Origin of the sequence: Oceanirhabdus seepicola, from assembly GCF_023684385.1 — a bacterium.
Lineage (GTDB): Bacteria > Bacillota > Clostridia > Clostridiales > Clostridiaceae > Oceanirhabdus > Oceanirhabdus seepicola.
In genome coordinates this window covers 1691853-1713585 of record NZ_JAGSOJ010000001.1, presented here as the reverse complement: position 1 = coordinate 1713585, position 21733 = coordinate 1691853, and the positions used below count along the sequence as shown (strand labels likewise).

Annotated in this window: 20 protein-coding genes; 13 read left to right on the top strand and 7 right to left on the bottom strand. The window is 28.6% G+C overall.

All coding sequences use genetic code 11. The annotated features are described in order from the left end of the window. The first annotated feature begins 379 nt into the window (after nucleotides 1-379). From KDK92_RS07600 to KDK92_RS07580, 5 genes are all read left to right on the top strand, one after another. A complete protein-coding gene (locus KDK92_RS07600) occupies nucleotides 380-733 on the top strand; it encodes a hypothetical protein (protein WP_250858595.1) in 354 nt (117 codons plus the stop codon). Between the two features lie 135 nt (nucleotides 734-868). Beyond that, nucleotides 869-2026: a hypothetical protein gene (locus KDK92_RS07595; protein ID WP_250858594.1), complete on the top strand. Its 1158-nt coding sequence runs from the start codon at nucleotides 869-871 to the stop codon at nucleotides 2024-2026. Nucleotides 2027-2119: 93 nt separating this feature from the next. After that, a complete protein-coding gene (locus KDK92_RS07590) occupies nucleotides 2120-2971 on the top strand; it encodes a hypothetical protein (RefSeq protein WP_250858593.1) in 852 nt (283 codons plus the stop codon). After that, a complete protein-coding gene (locus tag KDK92_RS07585) occupies nucleotides 2925-3257 on the top strand; it encodes a DUF4275 family protein (RefSeq protein WP_338115248.1) in 333 nt (110 codons plus the stop codon). The genes KDK92_RS07590 and KDK92_RS07585 overlap by 47 nt, the downstream gene beginning before the upstream one ends. Before the next feature lie 142 nt (nucleotides 3258-3399). Then, on the top strand, nucleotides 3400-3714 hold the full coding sequence (locus tag KDK92_RS07580; RefSeq protein WP_250858592.1) for a hypothetical protein: 315 nt from the start codon (nucleotides 3400-3402) through the stop codon (nucleotides 3712-3714). A 154-nt stretch (nucleotides 3715-3868) separates the two neighbouring features. Here KDK92_RS07580 and KDK92_RS07575 read toward each other — a convergent pair whose 3' ends face one another. Next, nucleotides 3869-5455: a hypothetical protein gene (locus tag KDK92_RS07575; RefSeq protein ID WP_250858591.1), complete on the bottom strand. Its 1587-nt coding sequence runs from the start codon at nucleotides 5453-5455 to the stop codon at nucleotides 3869-3871. A gap of 297 nt (nucleotides 5456-5752) precedes the next feature. On the opposite strand from KDK92_RS07575, the gene KDK92_RS07570 reads away from it, so the two are divergent. Both KDK92_RS07570 and KDK92_RS07565 read left to right on the top strand, forming a co-directional pair. Then, nucleotides 5753-6406, top strand: a complete 654-nt coding sequence (locus tag KDK92_RS07570; protein ID WP_250858590.1) for an HD-GYP domain-containing protein — start codon at nucleotides 5753-5755, stop codon at nucleotides 6404-6406. A gap of 104 nt (nucleotides 6407-6510) precedes the next feature. Continuing rightward, complete coding sequence (locus KDK92_RS07565) at nucleotides 6511-8478, top strand: methyl-accepting chemotaxis protein (protein WP_250858589.1); 1968 nt, start codon at nucleotides 6511-6513, stop codon at nucleotides 8476-8478. Nucleotides 8479-8617: 139 nt separating this feature from the next. On the opposite strand, the gene KDK92_RS07560 is transcribed toward KDK92_RS07565, so the two are convergent. Both KDK92_RS07560 and KDK92_RS07555 read right to left on the bottom strand, forming a co-directional pair. Beyond that, on the bottom strand, nucleotides 8618-9685 hold the full coding sequence (locus tag KDK92_RS07560; RefSeq protein WP_250858588.1) for a M42 family metallopeptidase: 1068 nt from the start codon (nucleotides 9683-9685) through the stop codon (nucleotides 8618-8620). 55 nt (nucleotides 9686-9740) lie between these two features. Beyond that, nucleotides 9741-10274, bottom strand: a complete 534-nt coding sequence (locus KDK92_RS07555) for a hypothetical protein (RefSeq protein WP_250858587.1) — start codon at nucleotides 10272-10274, stop codon at nucleotides 9741-9743. A gap of 203 nt (nucleotides 10275-10477) precedes the next feature. Between KDK92_RS07555 and KDK92_RS07550 the strand changes: the two genes are divergently transcribed. After that, nucleotides 10478-10699: a YdbC family protein gene (locus KDK92_RS07550; protein WP_250858586.1), complete on the top strand. Its 222-nt coding sequence runs from the start codon at nucleotides 10478-10480 to the stop codon at nucleotides 10697-10699. Nucleotides 10700-10786: 87 nt separating this feature from the next. On the opposite strand, the gene KDK92_RS07545 is transcribed toward KDK92_RS07550, so the two are convergent. Beyond that, nucleotides 10787-12931: a methyl-accepting chemotaxis protein gene (locus KDK92_RS07545; RefSeq protein ID WP_250858585.1), complete on the bottom strand. Its 2145-nt coding sequence runs from the start codon at nucleotides 12929-12931 to the stop codon at nucleotides 10787-10789. A 324-nt stretch (nucleotides 12932-13255) separates the two neighbouring features. On the opposite strand from KDK92_RS07545, the gene KDK92_RS07540 reads away from it, so the two are divergent. The 5 genes from KDK92_RS07540 to KDK92_RS07520 all read left to right on the top strand — a co-directional run bounded on the left by KDK92_RS07540 (nucleotide 13256) and on the right by KDK92_RS07520 (nucleotide 17966). Continuing rightward, a complete protein-coding gene (locus KDK92_RS07540; protein WP_250858584.1) occupies nucleotides 13256-13651 on the top strand; it encodes a hypothetical protein in 396 nt (131 codons plus the stop codon). 68 nt (nucleotides 13652-13719) lie between these two features. Next, the gene (locus tag KDK92_RS07535) at nucleotides 13720-14667 is read left to right on the top strand and encodes a helix-turn-helix transcriptional regulator (protein WP_250858583.1); all 948 of its coding nucleotides are present in this window, start codon (nucleotides 13720-13722) and stop codon (nucleotides 14665-14667) included. A 197-nt stretch (nucleotides 14668-14864) separates the two neighbouring features. Continuing rightward, on the top strand, nucleotides 14865-15452 hold the full coding sequence (locus tag KDK92_RS07530; protein ID WP_250858582.1) for a L,D-transpeptidase family protein: 588 nt from the start codon (nucleotides 14865-14867) through the stop codon (nucleotides 15450-15452). 101 nt (nucleotides 15453-15553) lie between these two features. Beyond that, on the top strand, nucleotides 15554-16984 hold the full coding sequence (locus KDK92_RS07525) for an N-acetylglucosaminidase (protein ID WP_250858581.1): 1431 nt from the start codon (nucleotides 15554-15556) through the stop codon (nucleotides 16982-16984). 298 nt (nucleotides 16985-17282) lie between these two features. After that, nucleotides 17283-17966: a hypothetical protein gene (locus tag KDK92_RS07520; protein WP_250858580.1), complete on the top strand. Its 684-nt coding sequence runs from the start codon at nucleotides 17283-17285 to the stop codon at nucleotides 17964-17966. 111 nt (nucleotides 17967-18077) lie between these two features. On the opposite strand, the gene KDK92_RS07515 is transcribed toward KDK92_RS07520, so the two are convergent. The 3 genes from KDK92_RS07515 to KDK92_RS07505 form a co-directional block, all read right to left on the bottom strand. After that, nucleotides 18078-19766, bottom strand: coding sequence for an ABC transporter ATP-binding protein (locus KDK92_RS07515; protein WP_250858579.1), 1689 nt, complete (start codon nucleotides 19764-19766; stop codon nucleotides 18078-18080). Nucleotides 19767-19799: 33 nt separating this feature from the next. Further along, a complete protein-coding gene (locus KDK92_RS07510) occupies nucleotides 19800-20870 on the bottom strand; it encodes an ArsR/SmtB family transcription factor (protein ID WP_250858578.1) in 1071 nt (356 codons plus the stop codon). 192 nt (nucleotides 20871-21062) lie between these two features. Beyond that, nucleotides 21063-21644 carry a TetR/AcrR family transcriptional regulator gene (locus KDK92_RS07505; RefSeq protein WP_250858577.1) on the bottom strand — a complete coding sequence of 194 codons (582 nt, stop codon included), beginning with the start codon at nucleotides 21642-21644 and terminating at the stop codon, nucleotides 21063-21065. Nucleotides 21645-21733: the final 89 nt, after the last annotated feature.

Sequence of the window (21733 nt, the reverse complement as noted above, 5' to 3'; positions counted from 1 at the left end):
TGAAGTGATTAACTACACCCTAACGGGTTGAAAGAATTAAGAATAATAAATAATACTAGAATAATAATGTTCGTTATAAATTATAGATAGTTTTCTATTAATCTTATAACCACATTATACAAGGGAACCATAGGGTTCCCTAGCGAAGTGCGAAGCACCTTTTTTGTTCTTTATGAAATGGATGAAATTTCTAAAAAAATTATTACATATAATCTTGCTTATATCAATGAGTTGAATGTTTGTGTAAAATACACTATCATTATATATATATTTCATTTAATGGGAAAGTTTATGAAAATATTTACATAGTAATTAATAAACACGAAAAGTTTATTTGAACTTGCCTTAATTAAAAATAACAAAAATCATGGAGGGGAAAATGGGGAAAGTAGATAAAGTGAAAGGAATGACAGTTAAATCACGAAAAAAGTTAAGAAAAATGGCTAAGGATAAGTTTGGAATGTCAGATGAGGGTATTGAAAGATCAAAGAATATTGCAAAAGTAATTGGTGTGGCTGCAATTGCATTTACTATTGGAAGAGTAACAAAGAAAAAGGATGAATATAATGAATATACAGGGAAAGAAACAATAACAGCTGTTGGAGGTCAAGTAAGCAGAAATTCAAATGTAATTAAGATTGGTAGTGGAGCTGTTGCAGCTAAGGGTGGCGGTGTTGCTATAAAAAAGCTTGTATCAAATGGAGTTGTAAATCTTGATGTAAGTGGGAAATAAGAAATTTTAAAAGAATGTTAGCGCTCAAAGTTTAATTAACTTTGGGTGTTTTATTTTTAATTGTGGTAAAATAATACCAAGAAACTAGTATGAAAATGGGGATAAATATAGACATAAAAGATTGGAGATAACAAAATGAAAAGAATATTCATAGGTAGTATGATTATAATGAGTTTGACATTGGGAATATGGGGTTATTCAAATGCAAAAAAAGACTTTATAGAAATATTAAAAACTAATTCTCAGAGTTTATACTTATGGAATGCAACCATGGTTGGTGAGGATGAGTTAATCAGTAAAAATAGAGAAGTAATGATAAAACTTATAGAGAATGAACCTTTGCTAAAAGAAAAGTTGAAAGAGTATGAAGAATACAGAGGATTAAGTGATGAAGATATTCAGAATTTAACTATTGAGAGTTTAAAAGATATTAATATTGATACCGTTTATTTGAATGCTGGATATACTAAAGGAATTTATAAAAAAATTAAACATGAAATATATAAAGATGAAAGAAGAGAAGATAAAAAATTAAATAATGAAGATCTATTAAGTGATTTAAATAAACAAATTACAGGAGAAAAGTATTTAAGAGAAAACCATGAGAAATATAACAGCTTTATCAAAATAGCTTCTCAAAATGGAATAAAAGTAGAAGCACTATATGGTACACCTGAATGGGCTCTTGAGAAAAATTATGAATCCTTTAAAGGGCAGGTAAAGGATGTTCTTAATCATAATAAAGATTATAAAGAAGGTAGGTTCACTGCTGTACATTTAGATATAGAGCCTCATGGATTGAAAGAATATAAAGAGAATAAGAAAAAGATTTTAGATGAATATGTTGATAATCTTAAGAAAATTAAGAAATTAGTGGATAAACATAATAAAGAAAATAATGATGAGCTACACATTGTAATTGATATTCCCATTAGCTATGAAGAGGGAATGATTACTAAGCTCCTAGATAATGTTGATGAGATTGTTGTTATGAATTATTTCAACAAGATAGAAACTTATAAAAAAAGTGGGCAAAAGATAATGTCCATAGTAGATGAATATAATAAAAATAATAACTCTCACAAAAAAGTAAAGATAGCTTCAGAATTTCAGCCATATGAGGACTTAAAGTATAACACTTTATATCATATGAATAAGAAGGAATTAAGAACTTATTTTAATAAAGGAATTCGTGAATTTGAAAAATACGATTGTTATGATGGAGTTGCAATGCATGAATATGAGTACTATAGAGAGTATTTGAAAAAAATGTATGAAGACCAGGTACAGTGACAATATGCGGATACGTACCAAGTCCTATGCCAAAAAATGTATGCGTACCAGACCCCGTGGAAAAGAAAGGAATTGAATGAAAATAAGATGAAAATGAATATAATTAAAGCAGTAAATAATAGTAGGTTTGTTAGTAAAAAAGACGAGAGATATTATGAAATAGGTTATGGATGTAAAAGAATATACACAGATGAAAAGTTAGATATACCAGTGGAGAAAAATATTGTTTACAATATACAGACTAAAAGTGGGCAAAGTTTTGAAGTGGTAATTGTAGATAGTGGAAAAGATGATTTAGGGGAATTTATTGTTCTTGATCCCACAGAGAGGTATTGGGAAGATGAAGAGAGCACTTTTACTACAAACCGAGTGGCTAAGGGGATAGGTACTATAAGAAAAATTTTCTCGCCATATGATATAGATGGTGGGAAAGAATTAGTAGAAGCCATTAATGGGTGGTGGCCTGATTTTCATGATGTTGAATTTATAGTGAATAGAGAAGCAAATGATATTACTATGAATATCAAAAACGTTTTGTTTTATGAAATAAATCTAAAAATGATAAATGTATTAGATGAGAAGTTTGTAGGTGAAGAATGTACAGGCTTTGAAAGCTTTTATAATAATAAAATAAATAATATAGAAATCAATAGAGATGAACGAGGAATGTATAAAATTGTGGTAGAAAATAGCTATAAGGAATATATTCCTAAGGAGAGAAATGAAGAAGGTGTGCCAATAGAATATGCTATGGAAAAACATATTAAGGAAGGAATAATTTTATGTGAAGATATAAAATTAGATCATCATAACGGTTTCTTAAGAACTCTTAGGGATAAAGGGATAACTTATACAGAAATCAAAGAAGGGGATATACGTGATTTAAAGACAGAGATGGATAAAGGTTTTTACAAAAGACGTAGATACAAAAAATATATATCTTGATTGCTTTTTATGGCATGTTTTCAGTTATGAAAGATTAGAATGTTTGAAAGGCGTAGAAGCTAATAAAGCATTTAATGACCTTAAGAAAAACAATATTTATATATTTTTCAATGAGGGAGAGGTAGTATATAAATTAAGTAATAGTGAAAAGTTTACCACTGATGATTTAGATTATTTTGAAGGGGTATGGCCTTATGAAGATGCCTATGTAGTTGATGAAGATTTTTCATGGACGTATGTTAGAACACATGAAAGCGAATGTGGACCTTATTTTGTAGCGATGTAAGTTAGAATATATAAAAATGTTGATGATGATGTATTGAGGTTGAATTTTGAGATATAATTGAATGGGGAGAGGTAATACATTAAAATAATTACAGATTTAATCCCTATTCAAGGGAATATTAATATTAATTTTGGAGGAAAATATGTTTAAAATTGAAGATATAATGTCAGAAAACTTTTCAGGATATCCTGAAGAAACGCAGGAGTTCATGAAAAAGTATAATGAAAAGCTCAGAGAAAATCTAAAAGATGAATTAATAAAGGGTATAAGTGATAAGATGCTAAAGGACCTTGATAAAAGTAAAGATAACTTTATAAGCACTTTAGCTCAAATATTGAATAATGGGTGGAAAGGTTTTGACAAAATGGCCACTCAAGCTCTTTTGAATATGTATCTGGAAGGTAAAAATGAAGAAGAATTTTTCAAACTCATAGAAAAAGTGAATAATGAAGTGTAGGGGACTGTCACCACCCGAAAAATGCTGTTGAAAGTACTCTATTAATGACTAGTGATAAACAAAAACAAGTAATAGTAATGGACAGAGTTATCTGATAGGATAAGTCTGTCCATTTTTATTAAAAAGCTAATATAGTATAAAATTCATTTAATGATTATAAATTATTTAACACTTTTATTTGATCTTTAAGCCATGATATAACTAATTTTTTATCTTTGTTAATTGGTGAAACCTCGTTCCATAATTGCCAGAAATGATTATTAAAGCTATGTACTAGTGTAGGTTCAGTAATTGATATACATATATCATGGTTAATGCTATCATTTGCATAATAATAATTATTATTATAGTCATAATGGTTTTGAAGGAAAACTATTTGAGAATCTTTTATAATATAAGAAATATCATATGATTTTTTTGTATTTGTATCATTCAATAATCCAACTTGATAGTTATCATTCTTTTCAAATATATTTATAATATTTTCTAAATAATTAAGTAAATCATAAGAGTTTATATGCTTAAAAGTTTTTTCACTATTTTTAATCAGATTTTCAATAGATTTTTTTGACCAGATATCATAGTATTTGTAGTGCTTAATTTGTTTATTAAAGGTAGCAAGCCTTTTTGTGTAAAAGGATATTATTGCAGAAATTTCCTTTTTAGATATATTTCTTTTCTCTGAAGATATATACTTGGAAAAATTATCTAATGGAACTATCAATTGATTTAAAGCAAATCTATTACCATTTGATTCTTCAGATGCTGAAATTTTTGATAGAAGATTTATGTCGTATAAGTTATATTTATTATCTATAACAGGTGAAGAATGAGCACTATAGTTATTAAAAACATTTTTCATTACGTTTATCATCTGTTCATCTCTAATTAAAAAAGCAAGATCAATTTTGTTAACATCCTCGATGCAATGGCATATTAAAAAACCCACTGTAGGAATTACAAGGAATTCTTTAAAATTAAGTAAAGCATTATGTTTATTTAAATAATTTAAAGAATATCTGTCAAGTTTAAAATTTGTTAGAAATTCATTTATTATTTTGATGTTTCTATTTTTATTATCCGTTAATGTAATGAACTTATTAATATTCCACCCTTTTTTTTGTACTTGTAATAAAGTATTATTCCATTCATCGTGACTTTCTTCAAAGTTAGAAAAGGAATCTGATTTAGTAAAAAAAGACATTAAAATAGGATCATTAATATATGAAGGTTTTTTAGGCAGTGTTTTTAATAAATCCATTCCAGCATATATTACATTTTTATGTCCTGTTATAACTTCGAAATTACTTAAGTATCCATATTTATTAAAGTCTTTTTCCGGAAAATAATCATATATATTATTTGAATTTTGATTACTATCTAAAGTTTTTAATAGTGTATTTTTATTTTGTATAGCTGATGGACTTTGTTGAGCAGTTATTAAAAGTTTATGTATATATTCTCTCATATTACCAGAATATTTATCATCTATTGAAGTATTAAAGCTATTAAATAAATTTATAATTTCTTGTTTCTGATGTTCATTAATAATATTATCAGCTAAATAAGTTGAAATTAGTTCTAAGTAATTTGAGTTAGTGCAAATTTTTCTTTTCCTAGTTTTCCATTTGCTTATTAAAGAGGGATCAACATTAAGAGCTTTAGCTAGTTTAGTACCACTAATATTTAAAATGCTTAGTAGTTGAGAAAGACACATTCCAAAATTTGAATTATTATGCATATAACCACCTTTGTGAATAGTTTTGTGTAAAATTAAATATTTAATATAATTAATCTTCTATAAAAATTATACTATAAAAGTTATGTTTATTCTAAATAAAAATAACTTTTATAGTATATAATTAACAAAAAGTCATTGTCAATAACATGTCAATGACTTTTTATTGACATTACACAGTTATTTCTTGAATAGAATATTGTTGAAAAGTATAATAAATTGTTGAAAAAATAGTTAATACAAGAAAAAATATTAAAAAGTCGAAAAATAGAAAAAACATATAAAAAAGAGGTGTTTATTTTGATTGGTGTAGTTGAACAGGTATTTGATAAAGAGTATATAATAAAAGCTGTTGGTACAAACAATATAGTAGATTCTATTAGATTAATTCAAAGTATTATAGCTTGTAAATCACAGGAAGTTGCTAATCACTGCATAAGAGTTTCAATATTATCTTCTGAAATAGGTAAAGCATATAAGCTTTCTGAAAGGGATATGCAAGATTTATTTATAGCTTCTAGTATGCATGATACAGGTAAAATCTTTATTCCTAATGAAATTTTGAACAAACCATCCAAATTAACAAAAGAAGAATATGAAATTATTAAGACTCATTCTAAGAATGGATATGAAACTTTAGAAAAAATTGAACAGTTTAAAGATATAGCAAAATTTGTTTTATATCATCATGAAAGATACGATGGGAAAGGATATCCTCATGGTGTATTTGGAAAAGAAATTCCTTTTATATCAAGAATTATTACAATTGCTGATGCTTTTGATGCAATGATATCACTTAGACCATATAAATCACCTATGAGTATTGATCAAGCAATAAAAGAACTTAAAAATAATAGGAATACACAATTTGATGGAGATATTGTAAATGTATTTATAGATTTGATTAATAAAGATGAACAATTTCAAGCTAAATATGAATCAATAAAATATTGATGCTTCAGCGATATTTCTTTATTTATAGATTAGAATAAAAAAGTTGTTTATATATGCGAAAATAAATATTTATAAAAAATGAATAAAATAAAAGGAGTTAATATATGAAAAGCTTAAAATATAAAATTATGATACCGGTGTTAATTTGTGCTATATTAGGTATTTTCTCCTTATCATTAACAGCATATTATCAATCTAGAACAATAATTGTTGATGATGTGGAGCAGATAGCTCAAAGTAAGGTTGAAAAATTAATAACTATTGTGGATGATAAAATCAATAAATGGAAAAGTGAAATAAATTTAATTTCAACCACAAAAGCAGTTGAAAATATGGATTCCAAGGGGCTTAACGAGTATGTGGAGGAAAATAAAAATATCCTTAGTGATTTTGAGTATATTCTTATAGCAGATAGAGGTGGTAGGTATATTAGTACTAATGGAAAAGAAGGAGATATCAGTGATAGGGAGTATTTTTCCAAAGCTATTAAAGGGGAGGTAGTTGTATCAGAACCTCTAAGATCAAAGTCTATTCAGCAGCCAATTATTGTTATCGCTTGTCCTATTAAAGATGATACAGGAAATATTAAGGGAGTACTTGGTGGAGTTGTAAGGCTATCTTATTTATCTAACATAGTTAATGAGGAAAAGCTAGGTGAAAATGGGTATGCATATATGGTTAACAAAGAAGGTGTTGTAATAGCTCATCCTAAAGAAGAATTGATACTTGAGTGTAATTTCTTGAAAGATGACAGCGATTCTCTTATGAATATGACAGAAAAGATGGTTGAGGGAAAAGAGGGAGTAAAATATTATGATTTTGAAGGACGTGAAAAGATAGCTGCTTATGCATCTGTAAAATCAACGGGATGGTCAATAGCTATGACAACATTTTATAATGAAATAAATAGCAGTATATCAAAGATTAGAAATATAATAATTATTCTTGGATGTGTGGTAACTGCTTTAATTGGTATCTTAGTATATTTTATTGTAAGCGGAATAATAAAACCTATTATTAAAATGGCTGATATTACTGAAGTTGTAGCTTCTGGAAATCTTCAAGTGAAAGTTGATGTAAAGAGTAAGGATGAAGTAGGTACCCTTGCTACTAACTTTAATCATATGATTGAAAATATCAAAGGATTAATTTCTGAAATGGATAATATGGGAAGTCAAGTATCCACATCATCTCAGCAAATGATGACTTCAACTAATGAAGTTAGTAAAGCTTCTGAACAAGTAGCAAATACAGTATCAGAGATTGCAAGAGGAGCTACAGAACAAGCACAATCTTCACAAGAAGGTAGTGAAATGGTAGATGAATTAATAACAGGAATTACTCAAATATCTCAAGATGTAGCTAATTCCGAGAAGCTTACAATTAAAGCAATGGAAACTGTTAATGAGGGAATCAAGATTGTAGAATATCAAGATACTAAAAATATTGAAAATAAGAATGCATCAATTAAGGTTGCTCATGTAATAACTTCGCTAGCAGAGAAAACACAGCAAATAGAACAGATAGTAGAGTTTATAAGTAATATTTCAGAACAAACTAATTTATTAGCTTTAAATGCAGCAATTGAAGCAGCTAGAGCTGGAGAACAGGGAAAAGGATTTGCAGTTGTAGCTGATGAAGTAAGAAAATTAGCAGAAGAATCAAGTAAAGGAACTCAGAGTATAAGTGAACTTATAGGGGAAATAAAAGCTGAAGTAGAAGGTGCTGTTAAGGAAATGGATAGTGCTAAAAAAATTGTTATTGAACAAGAGGAAGCCTCCAAACAAACAGCAAGTATATTTAAAGAAATTTTAGGTTCTGTTTCAGTTGTTACACAAAATATAAATGAGATTACTAAAACTTGTGGAAGGGTTAATGATAATTCAAAGGTAGTAAGTGATAATATAAATAATATCGCTAGTATAACACAAGAAAATGCAGCTGGAACTGAAGAAGTTGCAGCTTCTGTAGAAGAGCAAACAGCCTCTATAGAGCATATATCAGCATCAGCAGAACAACTTGCAACGCTTTCTAATATTCTTCAGCAATTAATACATAAATTTAAGATATAATCATGAGCAGCGAGGTGTATGGGATAGATAATAAATAATAAGACTATGCATTATAATAATTAGCTTTAAATATTAACAAGAGAAAAACTATTACTGGTTTACCAGTAATAGTTTTTCTCTGTATTAAATCATATATTTTTTATAGTGAATTCAAAGTATCTACAGTCATATTTCTAATAAGCTCTACAGCTAAATCAATTGAAGTTTTATAATCGGTTAAGGCAGAGAATCCATAATGAGTATGAGCGTATCTTACAGGGGTTCCTAGTATAAGACATGGCACTGATGATTCTTCGATGTGTATTGGGCCTGCATCGGTACCACCGCCCCTTCTTACGGCGCATTGATAAGGAATTTTTTTCTCTTTTGCAGTGGATTTAGCCAGAGAAATCAATCGGTGGTTTGCTATTAGGCTCCTATCATAGTGTCTTATTTGAGTTCCTTTTTTTAGAGCACCTTGAGAATCATATTTATCCATAAAGGTATCATCGGCAGGTGAACCTTCAAAAACTATAGCCAAATCAGGTTTGATTGTATTTGCGTTGACCTTTGCACCTCTACAACCAACCTCTTCTTGGACAGAGATTGAGCCAATTACATCCACAGAAAGATCCAATCCTTCTAAAGCAAGTAATGTTTCTAGAACACATCCACAACCTAATCTATTATCGAAAGCTTTTCCTAACATTACTCCTGTTACTTCATTAAAAGAAAATTCTGCATGAGGGACAACTGGAGATCCAGGTTCAATCTTGAAAACATTGATAACTTCATCATAGCTCGTTGCACCAACGTCAATTACCATATCACTAATTGGTTGAAGTCCAACTTCTCCAGTTATAAAATGAGGTGGTTTTGTAGCTATGATTCCTTCTATGTAATTGCCATCTTCATTTTTAATCATTACTTTATGAGCAGGAACATTTTGAGCCATCCACCCTCCTAAAGGTAAGAATCTCATAGTACCATTAGCTTTTATACTTTGAATAATAAAGGCAACCTCATCCGAATGACCATCAAGCATAATTGAAGGTTTAGTTCCAGTATGATTCTTTCTGTATAATACTAAATTTCTCATAGAATCTTCTTTTATATTAAATACATGTCCATAATCTTTCTTTATTAGTTCTACAACATCATCCTCAAAGCCAGGTGCTCCATAGGCATTCGAGAGTTTTTTGATAAGTTCTATTGAGTTAGCTTTCATAAGATTCACTCCTTTTTATATATGGGCAAATTATAACATTATTTAGAATTGACAGTCAATTTGAAAGGAGTGGAATGGTCTTCAACTCAAAGCTTTCCTTTATAAGTTTCCCATCAAGTTTATATTCTATATCAACGTATACTCGAGAATTTGAAGTTAAATCATAATCATATTCTAGTTCGGAATCTGAAAATCTACTCCCAGAACCTATGAAGAGATCAAGAGTACCATTAAGACTAGCAGTATTAAAATCATTGCTGGAGGAATGACAACCACCAAGGGAACCCTGAAGTTCGTGGGTATTTTTATCCCTAATAGAAATATTAGCAATTATAACATCTGTATTGAGTTCTTTTGTACCAATGTATTTAATGGAAGAACCAATAAACTGTTCTCGGTAACTTCCTAAGAAAAGGTTTCCTCCTTTAAATATCCAATTTGAATTTTCTCCTTCTAATAAATAAGCTTCATTAATATTAGAGGTAAATTCTTTTGTGTAATTCAGTTTGAAATCTGAGTAAAAGAAAATAGTGAATACATTGCTTATGAGTAATAGTATTATTATTGTTACATAATGTGTTTTTTTCATAGAGTATAGGACCTCCTTATACTTATAAAGTAAGTATAACATTTATAATATAAAATGTAACTATTATGGAAATAATAACAAAGAGGTGTAGGCTAGTAAGGCTCTCTGAATAACAAAAATAAATTCTATACTATAAAATATAGTATAATGATATCAAGGTATTATTACAGTTTATAAGACGTGAAAATATAGGAGGATTAAGAATGGCAGGATTAAAATTTGAAATAAAGGAAAACCTAGGAACTCTTTCAGAGTCATCAAAAGGGTGGAAGAAAGAACTTAATATAATAAGCTGGAACGATAGAGCTCCAAAGTTTGATATAAGAGAATGGGACCCAGAACATCAAAAGATGGGTAAGGGTATCACTTTATCTAATGATGAGTTAAAGGAATTGAAGAACATACTTAATAATATGGATATATAACCTGAAAGCATTCGTATGGATGCTTTCAGGTTATAGCCCACAAAAGTAATATATCATATATTCAATAATACTTTTGTGGGCTAATCTTTAAATTTTAAATTTGTTTACTGCTTCCTTAAGTTGGTTTGAATTGTTTTCTAACATCTTAACATGTTGGTTTATTTCCTGCATAGTTGAGTTTTGTTCCTCTACAGATGCAGAAACCTCCTCAGCAGCAGCTGCTGATTGTTCACACATAACATCAATCTCATTGATGTTTTCTAAAACTTGATCTTTTGCATTGTTCAACTCATTAACTTTTTCGTATAAGTTTCGTATCCTATTCAGAGAAGTTGTAATTGAATCATCTAACTCTATAAATATTTTTTCTGTACTTAAAACAGCACTATTTTGATCATTAAATATTTCTTTTGTTTCATTAACTACATTGATAGTTTTACTCGTATCATTTTGAATATTATTAACGATTTGCTGTACATCATCAGCTGCTCTGCTTGATTCTTCAGCAAGTTTTCTTACTTCCTCAGCAACTACAGCAAAGCCTTTTCCTTGATCACCTGCTCTAGCGGCTTCTATTGCGGCATTTAGTGCAAGTAGGTTAGTCTGTTCTGATATTTGAGAGATGGCACTTGTAAATTCACCTATACTCTTTACTCTTTCTCCTAAAGCACTAACAACATCAAAAATTTCTTTAATAGATTTATTAGTGATTTCTTGTTTTTGAGTAAGATCACTGGTTACTTCTTTTCCTTTTTGTCCCATAGATCTCATTTCTTCAGCTGAAGATTTCATTTCATCAGCATCTTCTCTAATTTTACCGGCTGTTTTCTCTAAGATACTTCCATTTTGGACTCCATCTTGGGTTAATTTAGCTTGTTCAACAGCTCCAGCTGCAGTTTCCTCTACTGCTGATGAGACTTGATTAATTGTAATGGTGGATTGTTCAACCATATTTGCCAACATAGATGTTGAATCATTTACTGAATTAACAGTACTATTTGTTTTATCAACAAGCATTTTTAAGTTTGAAACCATTTCATTAAAGGAGTTTTTTAATATTCCAATTTCATCTTTTTCCTTAACTTCAATGTTTACAGTTAAGTCTCCTTTGCTTACTTTTTCACTTATTATTGTTAATTCTTTTATTGGCTTAGTGAAAGCATTTGCAAAAAAGTACATTACTACTAAACATAAAAGCATAGCAATAACAGTTATCCATATAAATAGATTAATAATATGTTTAACATCTTTAAAGACTAGTTCTGCGCTAGCTGAAGTTACGATAAATATATCATGTTCTTTGTCATGTCTTACATATGATAGTTTTTCAACTTCTTTTTTAGTAACTAAATCTTGTATTGTGTATTCCAAGAATTCATCATTTGAAGATAGAATTTTTTCACCTATATCTTCTCCAGTTTTTAAATCCTTTACATTTATAGTTGTCCCAACTACATCTTCTGAAGAAAAATAAAGGAACTTTCCTTTTGAATCCAAAATGGCTACTGTTTTACCTTTACTCATGTTTTCAACAGAATTTTGGAAATTGTCTCTTATCATTAATTGAAATTGCGCTACATCAATATGTATATCATCGATATAATTACCTGTACTTATTACCCAACCCCATGGTTCGAAATATTTGGAATATGCTCTCTTAGGACTTAAATTTCCAGTTCCTACATCATGTGGTTTTTCCCACATGAAATCTGTATAACCATCATTGTTGCCTTCCTTAGCCGCACTAATTATTTCTTCTATTAATTTAACGCCATTCTGATCTTCAAGAGTAATTCTATTAATTCCCTCTTTTTGAGGGATTATTGGGTGTGCTACAAGTAGACCATTTTCATCATCTATCCATAAATAACCATTATCACCATATCTAATTTCTTTAATTAACTCTTTTGCTAATTCTTTTGCTTCAATTTCATTTAAAAGACCTGACTCATACTTTTTATAAATAGATTCTACAACAGTAGTAGAACTATCCACTTGATTCTTAATAAATTCATCATATTCTTTAAACATATCATTTTCTATAGAGTTTATATCCTCACCAGTTCTACCAAATAATTCAAATATTTTGTCTACTTCTGTTTTAATTGTCATTTTTGTTTGTTTTACAAGTGCCTCTTCTGATATATTTACTGTTATAATCCCTAATATTATAAGAGTAAATATTATCAATGCAGACGTCCCCAACATTAGTTTAGTTTTAATACTCTTCATTTGTAACCTCCCACTTCATAGTCTAAATTAAAATTATTACATAAATAATCTATCTTTATTTATCGAATGCTGTCGATTAATCTTTATAAAGAATTTTGCCGACAAAAATAAACATAAGACTATTTATAATCTCATTAATATCGAAATACACTCTTTAAAGATTTTAATATTTTAGTTTGAAATTAAAAATTACCGATTCAACAAAAATAAGTGAGAATTGTTAAAAAGGTGTTACACAATTTCAGGTAAATAGTATATAAGTAAAGAAAAAAGCATATACATTAATTTGGTAGATATATAATTCTTTTAAAAAGGTGATATTAGATGATACTTCAAAAAGTTGTGGATTTAGCTATAAAAATAAAGGTTATAGAAAGTATTCCAGGAAGATTGAGAGTTAATGTACCTAAAATAAAGAAAATACCTGAAGAATGGCAGGTTGAAGATGAGAATTTAACTTTAGTTTTTTTAGTTATAAAAGGAGTTAAATCAGTATCATTTAGTTATTTAACAGGAGATGTTCTTTTTATATATAATGAAGAGATTAGTGATGAAAAGAAAATTTTAAGGGCTGTTAGAAGGATGATTCAAATAGCAATTTCTTATAGAAAAGAATTTGAACATATAACAGAAGATATAACAATAGATGAACTTAAGAATGAAATTGCGAGAATGGCTGATATAATTAAAGATGAGATGAGTAAATTTGGTAAGTCATGAAACTCCCAACTCAAATCAAAATACGTGAGGGGAATTTATCTATAATAGTCCTATGAGGTGGTGATAAGGTGTTTGAGTGGCAAAGAACAATACAAAATATGGTCAATATAATAGAAGAACAAATAGTAAATGATTTCAATGAAGAAATGACTTTAACATACTTAGCAGATAAATTGGGATATTCTCCATACCATGTAACGAAGAAATTTAAGAATCTTACAGGGATGACTTTTCGTAATTACGTTAGATTACGAAGACTTGCTTATAGCGTTATTGAGCTTAGGGATACTGAAAGTCGAATAATCGATATTGCTCTTAAGTATGGGTTTTCATCTCAGGAGGCATACACAAGGTCTTTCAAAAATGAATATGGAATAACTCCCAATGAATATAGGAAGAGGAGAATGCCACTGGTTCTTCACACAAAACACAATACTTTTGATCCATACTATTTAGGTATAGGAGAGATTTCTATGAAAAAAACAGAATTACAAGAAGTTATTATTGCAAGAGTAACGTTACCAGCTCATAAGCTGCTGCATATCAAGAATATTGGAGCTAATAATTATTTTTCATTCTGGGAATTGCAGGAGAATATTCCAGGACAGGGTTGTAATACGATTTGTGGATTATTGGATAGTATCAAAGATAAAATCGACACAGTATCTGGTAAAATAGGTGAATTTGATGGCCAGATTGGAGGGGGGTTTTATGATGAATCAGGAAAAAAAGGTTACGTATATGGTATTCGTCTCCCTATAGACTATAATGGGCAATTACCTAAACAGATGATATGCACTGATATACCGGAAAAAGAATATATTGTGTTCTCTCATCCAACATTTGAGTATGACAAAATTGGAAGCTCTGTATGTGAAGCGGTGGAGAATGCTATGGAAAATTATGATTATTCAGCTTGTGGATGTAATCAGGATAAGGATTCAATAGTTTATCAGATGCATAACCCTGAAAATATTGGTTATAGATTATATGTACCTGTTAAATCTATTGGATAGTATATGTTGATATATTAATACGTGGATAGATAGAAGGGTGTACAAGCTATAGTGTAGCTTGTACACCCTTCTATATTTTTATTGGAAATAATATTTATCCCCTCATTCATTAATAATTGCATGAATAGTATGGAGCAGGTGTGACATAATATCAGTAAATAATTGCAAATGATTATAATGGAAGGAAATTAATAAACATGAAGATTTCAAAGATGACTCAAATAACAATCATTTTTCTACTAGCTCTTGTAATTCTTGATGTAGCAGTAAGATTTTCAGGAAAGAATTTAAGTGAGAGCATTGCAGTGAGTAAAAGTATATCTGAGAATACTCTAATAAAGGTATATAAGAAAGATAGATTAGTAGAATTGCATGTTAATGATCAATTGATTAATAAATTCAAGATGGGGCTGGGGTCGCAACCAACAGGTGACAAGAATAAAGAAGGTGACATGAGAACACCTGTGGGCAAATATTATATCTGTACGAGAAATGATAAAAGTAAATACACTCTTTTCCTAGGTGTAAGTTATCCTAATATTGAAGATGGAAAAAGAGGATTGGATAGTGGATTAATAGATAAAAAGACTTTTGAAGAAATTAAAGCGGCAAATGAAAAGAAGATTCAACCATCATGGAATACTCCACTTGGTGGGGAAATTGGAATACATGGAGGGGGAAACAGTAAGGATTGGACTTGGGGCTGTATGGCATTATCAGATCAAGATATTAAAATTCTTTGGAAATATGCTAAATTGAGGACACCTGTTGAGATTTATGAATAGTAGACTATTTTCGACCTTTTTAAATTTTTATTAAGTTTTTTTGACAATTCTTTTAATTCAATATATTATTTAATTATAACTAATTGAAAAAGGGGTTTATCATGAGATACTTAAAGATGAAAATAGTTATTATGATTTTATTGTTAATTTCAATTCCACAATCTGTCTATGCTAAAAATATCAAATTGTCCGATAATGTGAGTATACATAAAAATTGGACAATCACTTTCAATAAGAATGTGGATACAAGTCAAATTGAAAATGTATATGTAACATATGCTAATGAGAGATATGTAAAGGTTAAGATTACTACAAATAAGAATAAGATAATAGTTCATGCACCAGAAGAAGGATATTTATATGATACAACATACATAATAAATATAGATAAAAAAATGCAGTCTTTGGACAAGCAATCTTTAAAGGAATCGTATAAGTATTATTTCACAACAGGATCAAAAGAAAATCAAAGTAATATAAATAAAGAAAAAGATAAAGAAAATGAAGACTACACTTCTTCAAAAAAGGATAATACAAATGAGCAACAGTCATTGAAAAAGTTATCAATAAAGTATGGTAATAAAACTATTAATACTTCTTCTAATAAGGAGTATGTTATTGGTGAGAAGGTATCTGCTAAGCTCAATAACACAAAATTTGATTTCAGAGTATATAAAGATAATAAATTAATATATAAGAAGCTTGGTACTTCATCGGCAGAATATAAAATTGAACTTGCAGGTAAGTATAAAATCCGTATAACAGCACCTAAAGAAAAGAAAGAGATATCATTTAAAACAACAAATAAAATAATAACCTATGAAAAGTATTATATGACTTTGGATAAATTCGTAACTCAGCAATACAATAAAAAGAGCTCGGTATATCAAAAAAATGGTAAATGGGTTAAAGCTTCCAAAAGCCAAATCAAAGAATATATGAATCCTACAAAATATTTAAATAATGATAATGTTTATCAATTCTTAACATTGAATTATATTGATGGAATAAAAGTAGAAGATGTTAATAAGCTTCTCAAAGGAAAAGGTACTTTAGAAGGAATGGGTGAGGAAATACTAAAAGGTGCTAAAAAGTATAATGTTAATCCAGCATATGTAATATCTCATATGATTTTAGAAACTGGTCATGGCAAATCGCCTTTAGCCCAAGGTATCACGGTGAAGGAAGTAGATGGAAAAAAGGTTAAATCTAAAACAGTTTATAATATGTATGGTATACAAGCTACAGATGCAAACCCTAATAAATATGGTTCCGAATATGCGTATAAACAAGGCTGGTTTACACCAGAGGAAGCTATCATAGAAGGTGTTAAATGGGTTGGGGAAAATTATATTAATAGTCCCAAATATAAACAAAATACTTTATATGAAATGAGATGGAATAGAAATGTAATATGGCATCAATATTCAACGGATATACGTTGGAGCTGTAATCAGACCAAAAGGCTTAAAGATATCTTGGACAAGCTACCGTCAGCAGTTTTAAAATTTGAGATTCCAGCGTATAGGTAAAGAATAAAGAAATAGAGAATAAGGAACAAATTAGGTTGTTTTTCTTCCTTTCGTAAGAAAAAAATCATATAATAACTAAAGCACAGTGCGCTGTGCTTTTTTTTATAGAGAAATTATATATTAAATGTTGTATGGATTATAAAATATCATTTGCTATATTGTTAAAAAGTAGAGTTAAAATATAATGGGCAAACACGTAACGTTGTACATAAAATTGGATTAAATGTATAATATTTATTATGAGTAGTAAAAAGGATAAAAAAGAAATAGTATATTAATCTATAAGGAAGGGGTATAAATGAAGATAAAAAACATAATTAAGAATTCAATTGTAATTTTTTTATCTATTTTAATAGTAATAACACCAATAGTTTTAATTAATAAAGATAAATCGGTTATTAAATTAGGAGATTATAATTTAAATGATATCTCTCTACAAAACATTGTAGAGTTAACAAAAGATAAAGTTTATATTGATGAAGAAGCAAAACTAGATGATTTTTCTCTTTTTTACTCAAAAGATGGAAATGTTCAGATACTTTCGTTTTATATTTACACACTTAATAAGAAACAAGATAGAGTGATTAAATATAAAATTAGGTATTTTGATACCAATGGTAAATTAAAGATATATAGAAAAGATAATGAATTTACTCTCACTGAACTTGGAGAAATGTCTCTTTTAAGTGATGTTATAAATAAGATTGATAGTTTTAAAATTCATGAAGTGACTGAAAAACTTAATTATGCTGATTTTGCTATAGATTACTTAAATAGATATACATTTCAATCAGATAAATGGGATATTTATAAAATAGATGAAAGTGGTGCAATGAAGCGAGTAAAGGAGAATGAATTGCCTATAATAGGGAATGGCCTAAACTTGACCTGTATGAGTGAGACTATATATACAAAGACTAGCAAGCATGCAACAAGAGAAAGCTACGAGAGAAGAGAAGAACGATTTTATATTTTAGATTAGTCTGTAATTTAGAGACAGTAGGGTGGTTTTTATTTTTATGAATATGGATAGTTATAAATTAAGTTGAAGATGCTAAGAGCAGGGAGAAAAAACCTGCTCTTAAAAATTAACTTAAATTCCACATAAGTTATACAAACTATAAAAATATGATTTTTTATCTAGAAGATTATCAAACTCTCCAACCTCAACTACTTTTCCATCTTTAAGTACGATAATTCCATCATACTTATTGAGAATTTCTTCATTTAATTTATGAGTTATTACCAGAGAAGTCAATCCTTCAATTGATAATATGGAGTTTTCGATATTATAGGCTGTTTCATTGTCAAGACTTGAGGTTGCTTCATCTAGTACAAGTATAGGTGTTTGTTTGATCAAAGCTCTAGCTATTGCTATTCTTTGTTTTTCACCTCCTGATAAGTTACAGCCATTCTCACCAACAAAGTTGTTCACGCCCTCTTTCAAAGAATTGATTAAACTTTCAAGACCTGCATGTATTATAGCATTATTTATTTCATCTTCACTATAATTTCCGTATAATGTAATGTTATTTTTAATGGTATCATCAAACATAAATACATCTTGATGTATTGTAGAAACAAGGTTATATAAACTGCTTACTTTTATTTTTCTATTATCAATTCCATCTATTGAAATATGTCCATTATAGTCTTCATAGTACCTTAATAAAAGTTTTAATAATGTAGATTTACCACTTCCGCTATTACCCACTATGGCGTACTTTTGTCCTTTTTCTATAGTAAGACTTACTCCATTGAGTATTTTTCTGTCCTCATCATAAGAAAACTCTATATTATCAAATCTAATATCATTTTTAAATTCAAACGTGTCAATACCAGTATCAGCTTCGGATTTATCATTAAGAATATTAGTAATCTTTTTTTCGATACCTTTTATTGATTTCAATTTGGTTAAACTATTGGATAAGATAAGGAGAGGGTTAACAATATGATTCATAAGCTGAATAGATGCAATCATCAAGCCCATACTCATAGTGCCTTTTATAACAAAGTACATTGAAATACTGAGTGCAACGATGAACATCAATCCCCCAAAGTAAACCGATAATGAATATACAAAAGAGCTGAGTAGATTAAACTTATACTTTGAATGTTCAGTCTTCATATTGGATTTTTCATAGTCGTTGATAGCTCTTTTTTCAATATTGAAACTCTTTATAACTTCGAAACCTGAGAACATATCCTTAATTTTAGTTGTGAATTTACTCAGATTATCAGAGTATATTGTTTTTTTTCTGCTTACCTTTTTACCAAAAACAATAGGAGTAAGAATAGGAAGTACACCTACGATAAATACTGCTACAGTCAATATAGGATTGATTAATATTAGGGCAATGGTTGAAGCGATAAAAGCTGCAATATGATAAATTGATTGTAGGATATTAATAAAATAATCATCTTCTAAAATCTTTATATCATTATTGAGAACAGAAATGTAGTTGGCACTATTCTCCTGATTGAAACTCTTTATATTTCGGTTTAGAATTTTGTGAAATATATCGTTCTTTAAAGATGTTAATGCTTTTTTTATGAATTTAGCTTGAAGTGCTCTTTTGGTGAAATCTGTAAGCATCTCTATTAATATAAAAACAAATCCAATTATTGCAGCTATTTTTAATTTTTTCATATCCATAGCTGTTCCAGCATCAATTATAAGTTGAAGAACAAAAGCCATGGATACGCTAACCAATGATGCTAAAATAACAGAAATTATGTTAATAAAAAATAACCCCTTAAATCTCAAAATATACTTTTTCAATTATAATTCCCCCTATAGAATATTATTAAAAATTTATTTTTTATCTTCAAAGTATTTTTTCATATGTTCAAGTGAGTTTATTAAAGTGTCTTTTTTTATGGAATAGTATACCTTGGTTCCTTCCTTAGTTAATTTAATTAAATTCATGGACATTAAACAATTCATATGATAGGACACAGTATTTTTGCTTAAATTAGTTTTTTTAGCTATTTCTTTTCCGAATAAGGGAGTATCTTTTAAATAACTTAATATCTCAAATTTAATTGGATCACTTATTGTTTTTAGTATGGTTAAACTTCTATCTAATTCTTGAGATCCACGAAGCTGTTCTAAAACTTTTTCATAATCAATGCCTAGAAAGAAATATACTTCGTTTCCATAGATGTGATAAGTAGTGCTTACGGAATTAACCAATGAAGTTGTTAAATATATTTTTTCATAAGAATCAAAGGCTATATAATCATCAGTTAAATCCTTTAAAAATTCAACTCCTTTATCGTTAATGTTTTTTTCAACATAAAGATTAAACTCTTCCATTGTATCATTATGTTTATCAATGAATTTTTTAAACTCAGGTATAAAGATACTTAGAGTTTCAGCAAATTCTTTGAAATACTTTTTAGGATGATTTATAAAGTGATACAACTCCCATTTTAATTCTACATTTATTTTAAGATTATCTATGAAAATAAATAACTTATCACTATTAACCAATAATTCTGAAAGATACTTTTTTGAATTTTTAGTTTTCTCAATAGGCTCATATATTTCTCTATATAAATAATCCATGAGATTTCTTTTGACTTTTTCTTCATCAATTTTCAAGAACAAATCAACTACTTCATCTATACTATCAATATTCCATAGTTCATCCACTTCACAAGGTAATGTAGGAAAGATAAAATTTTCATTAAAAAACAACTTTAAAAAATTTTTATCATTGTTGATGAACTTACTTAAAGTTTTTATAAGTTTAGAGATATCTTTATTGGGTTTTAAATTATATTCCTCTAAAAGCGATTCATAGTTGTCATTGTATATAAAATAGATAGAATAAATTAGATCAATATGTTTCCACTTTTCTCCTTTGAATATAAGATTCATTTTTAACACCTTCACTTTCAAAAAAATATTAGCAAAATTATTATTTAAGATAAGTTCTATAAATGTGGAACTTATAGTTCTAAATTGTTTTAACTATATTATACAATTAATGGATATACTTGTAAATGGTTTTATTAAAAAAAGAGAGGATTACCTCTCTTAGCTTATTGAAAAATGATATTAATTTTTCCGTTATATCTTTTGTTTTTTTTCATCAACCTGAATTATTACCCCTCTCAAAAGAAGTTCTACCATATCCTCAAGTGTGCGTTTGTAATCTCCACAATTTTCTATAGGGGAATATGGGTCAAAGATACTCTGAAATATTCCTATTAGAATATTTCTCATTACAGTCATATCAAACTCACGAATTACCCCATCAGTAATGGCTTCATTGAATAGGAAAGTGGTATTTTCCCAATCTGCTTTGAAATGATCATCAACATAGGAATATAGATCAGGGCGCATGGACCTGAGCTCGTATAGTCTTCCATAGTTGAAATTATTAATATTATCTGGGAGTAATGTTAGCACTTTTTTTAATTTATCTATTATGGGAAGATCACTATTCATGATATTCTTTTCTTGATCTTTAATGTTTTTAAATATTGAATGTATTATTGCTACTGAAAGCTCATCTTTTGATGGAAAATTAGCGTATATGGTCTTTTTAGCCATATTTAATTTTCTAGCCAGTGAATCCATAGAGAACTTGATTCCTTTCTCGTTAAATAGCTCAAGAGCTTCTTTGATTATCTTGTCCTTTATGTCCATAGTAAAATCTCCTTTAATTTAATTGTTCATTTGTTCATGAGAATCGATGTTAGCTTTACAATATATGACTTTTAATAAAAAATATTGAA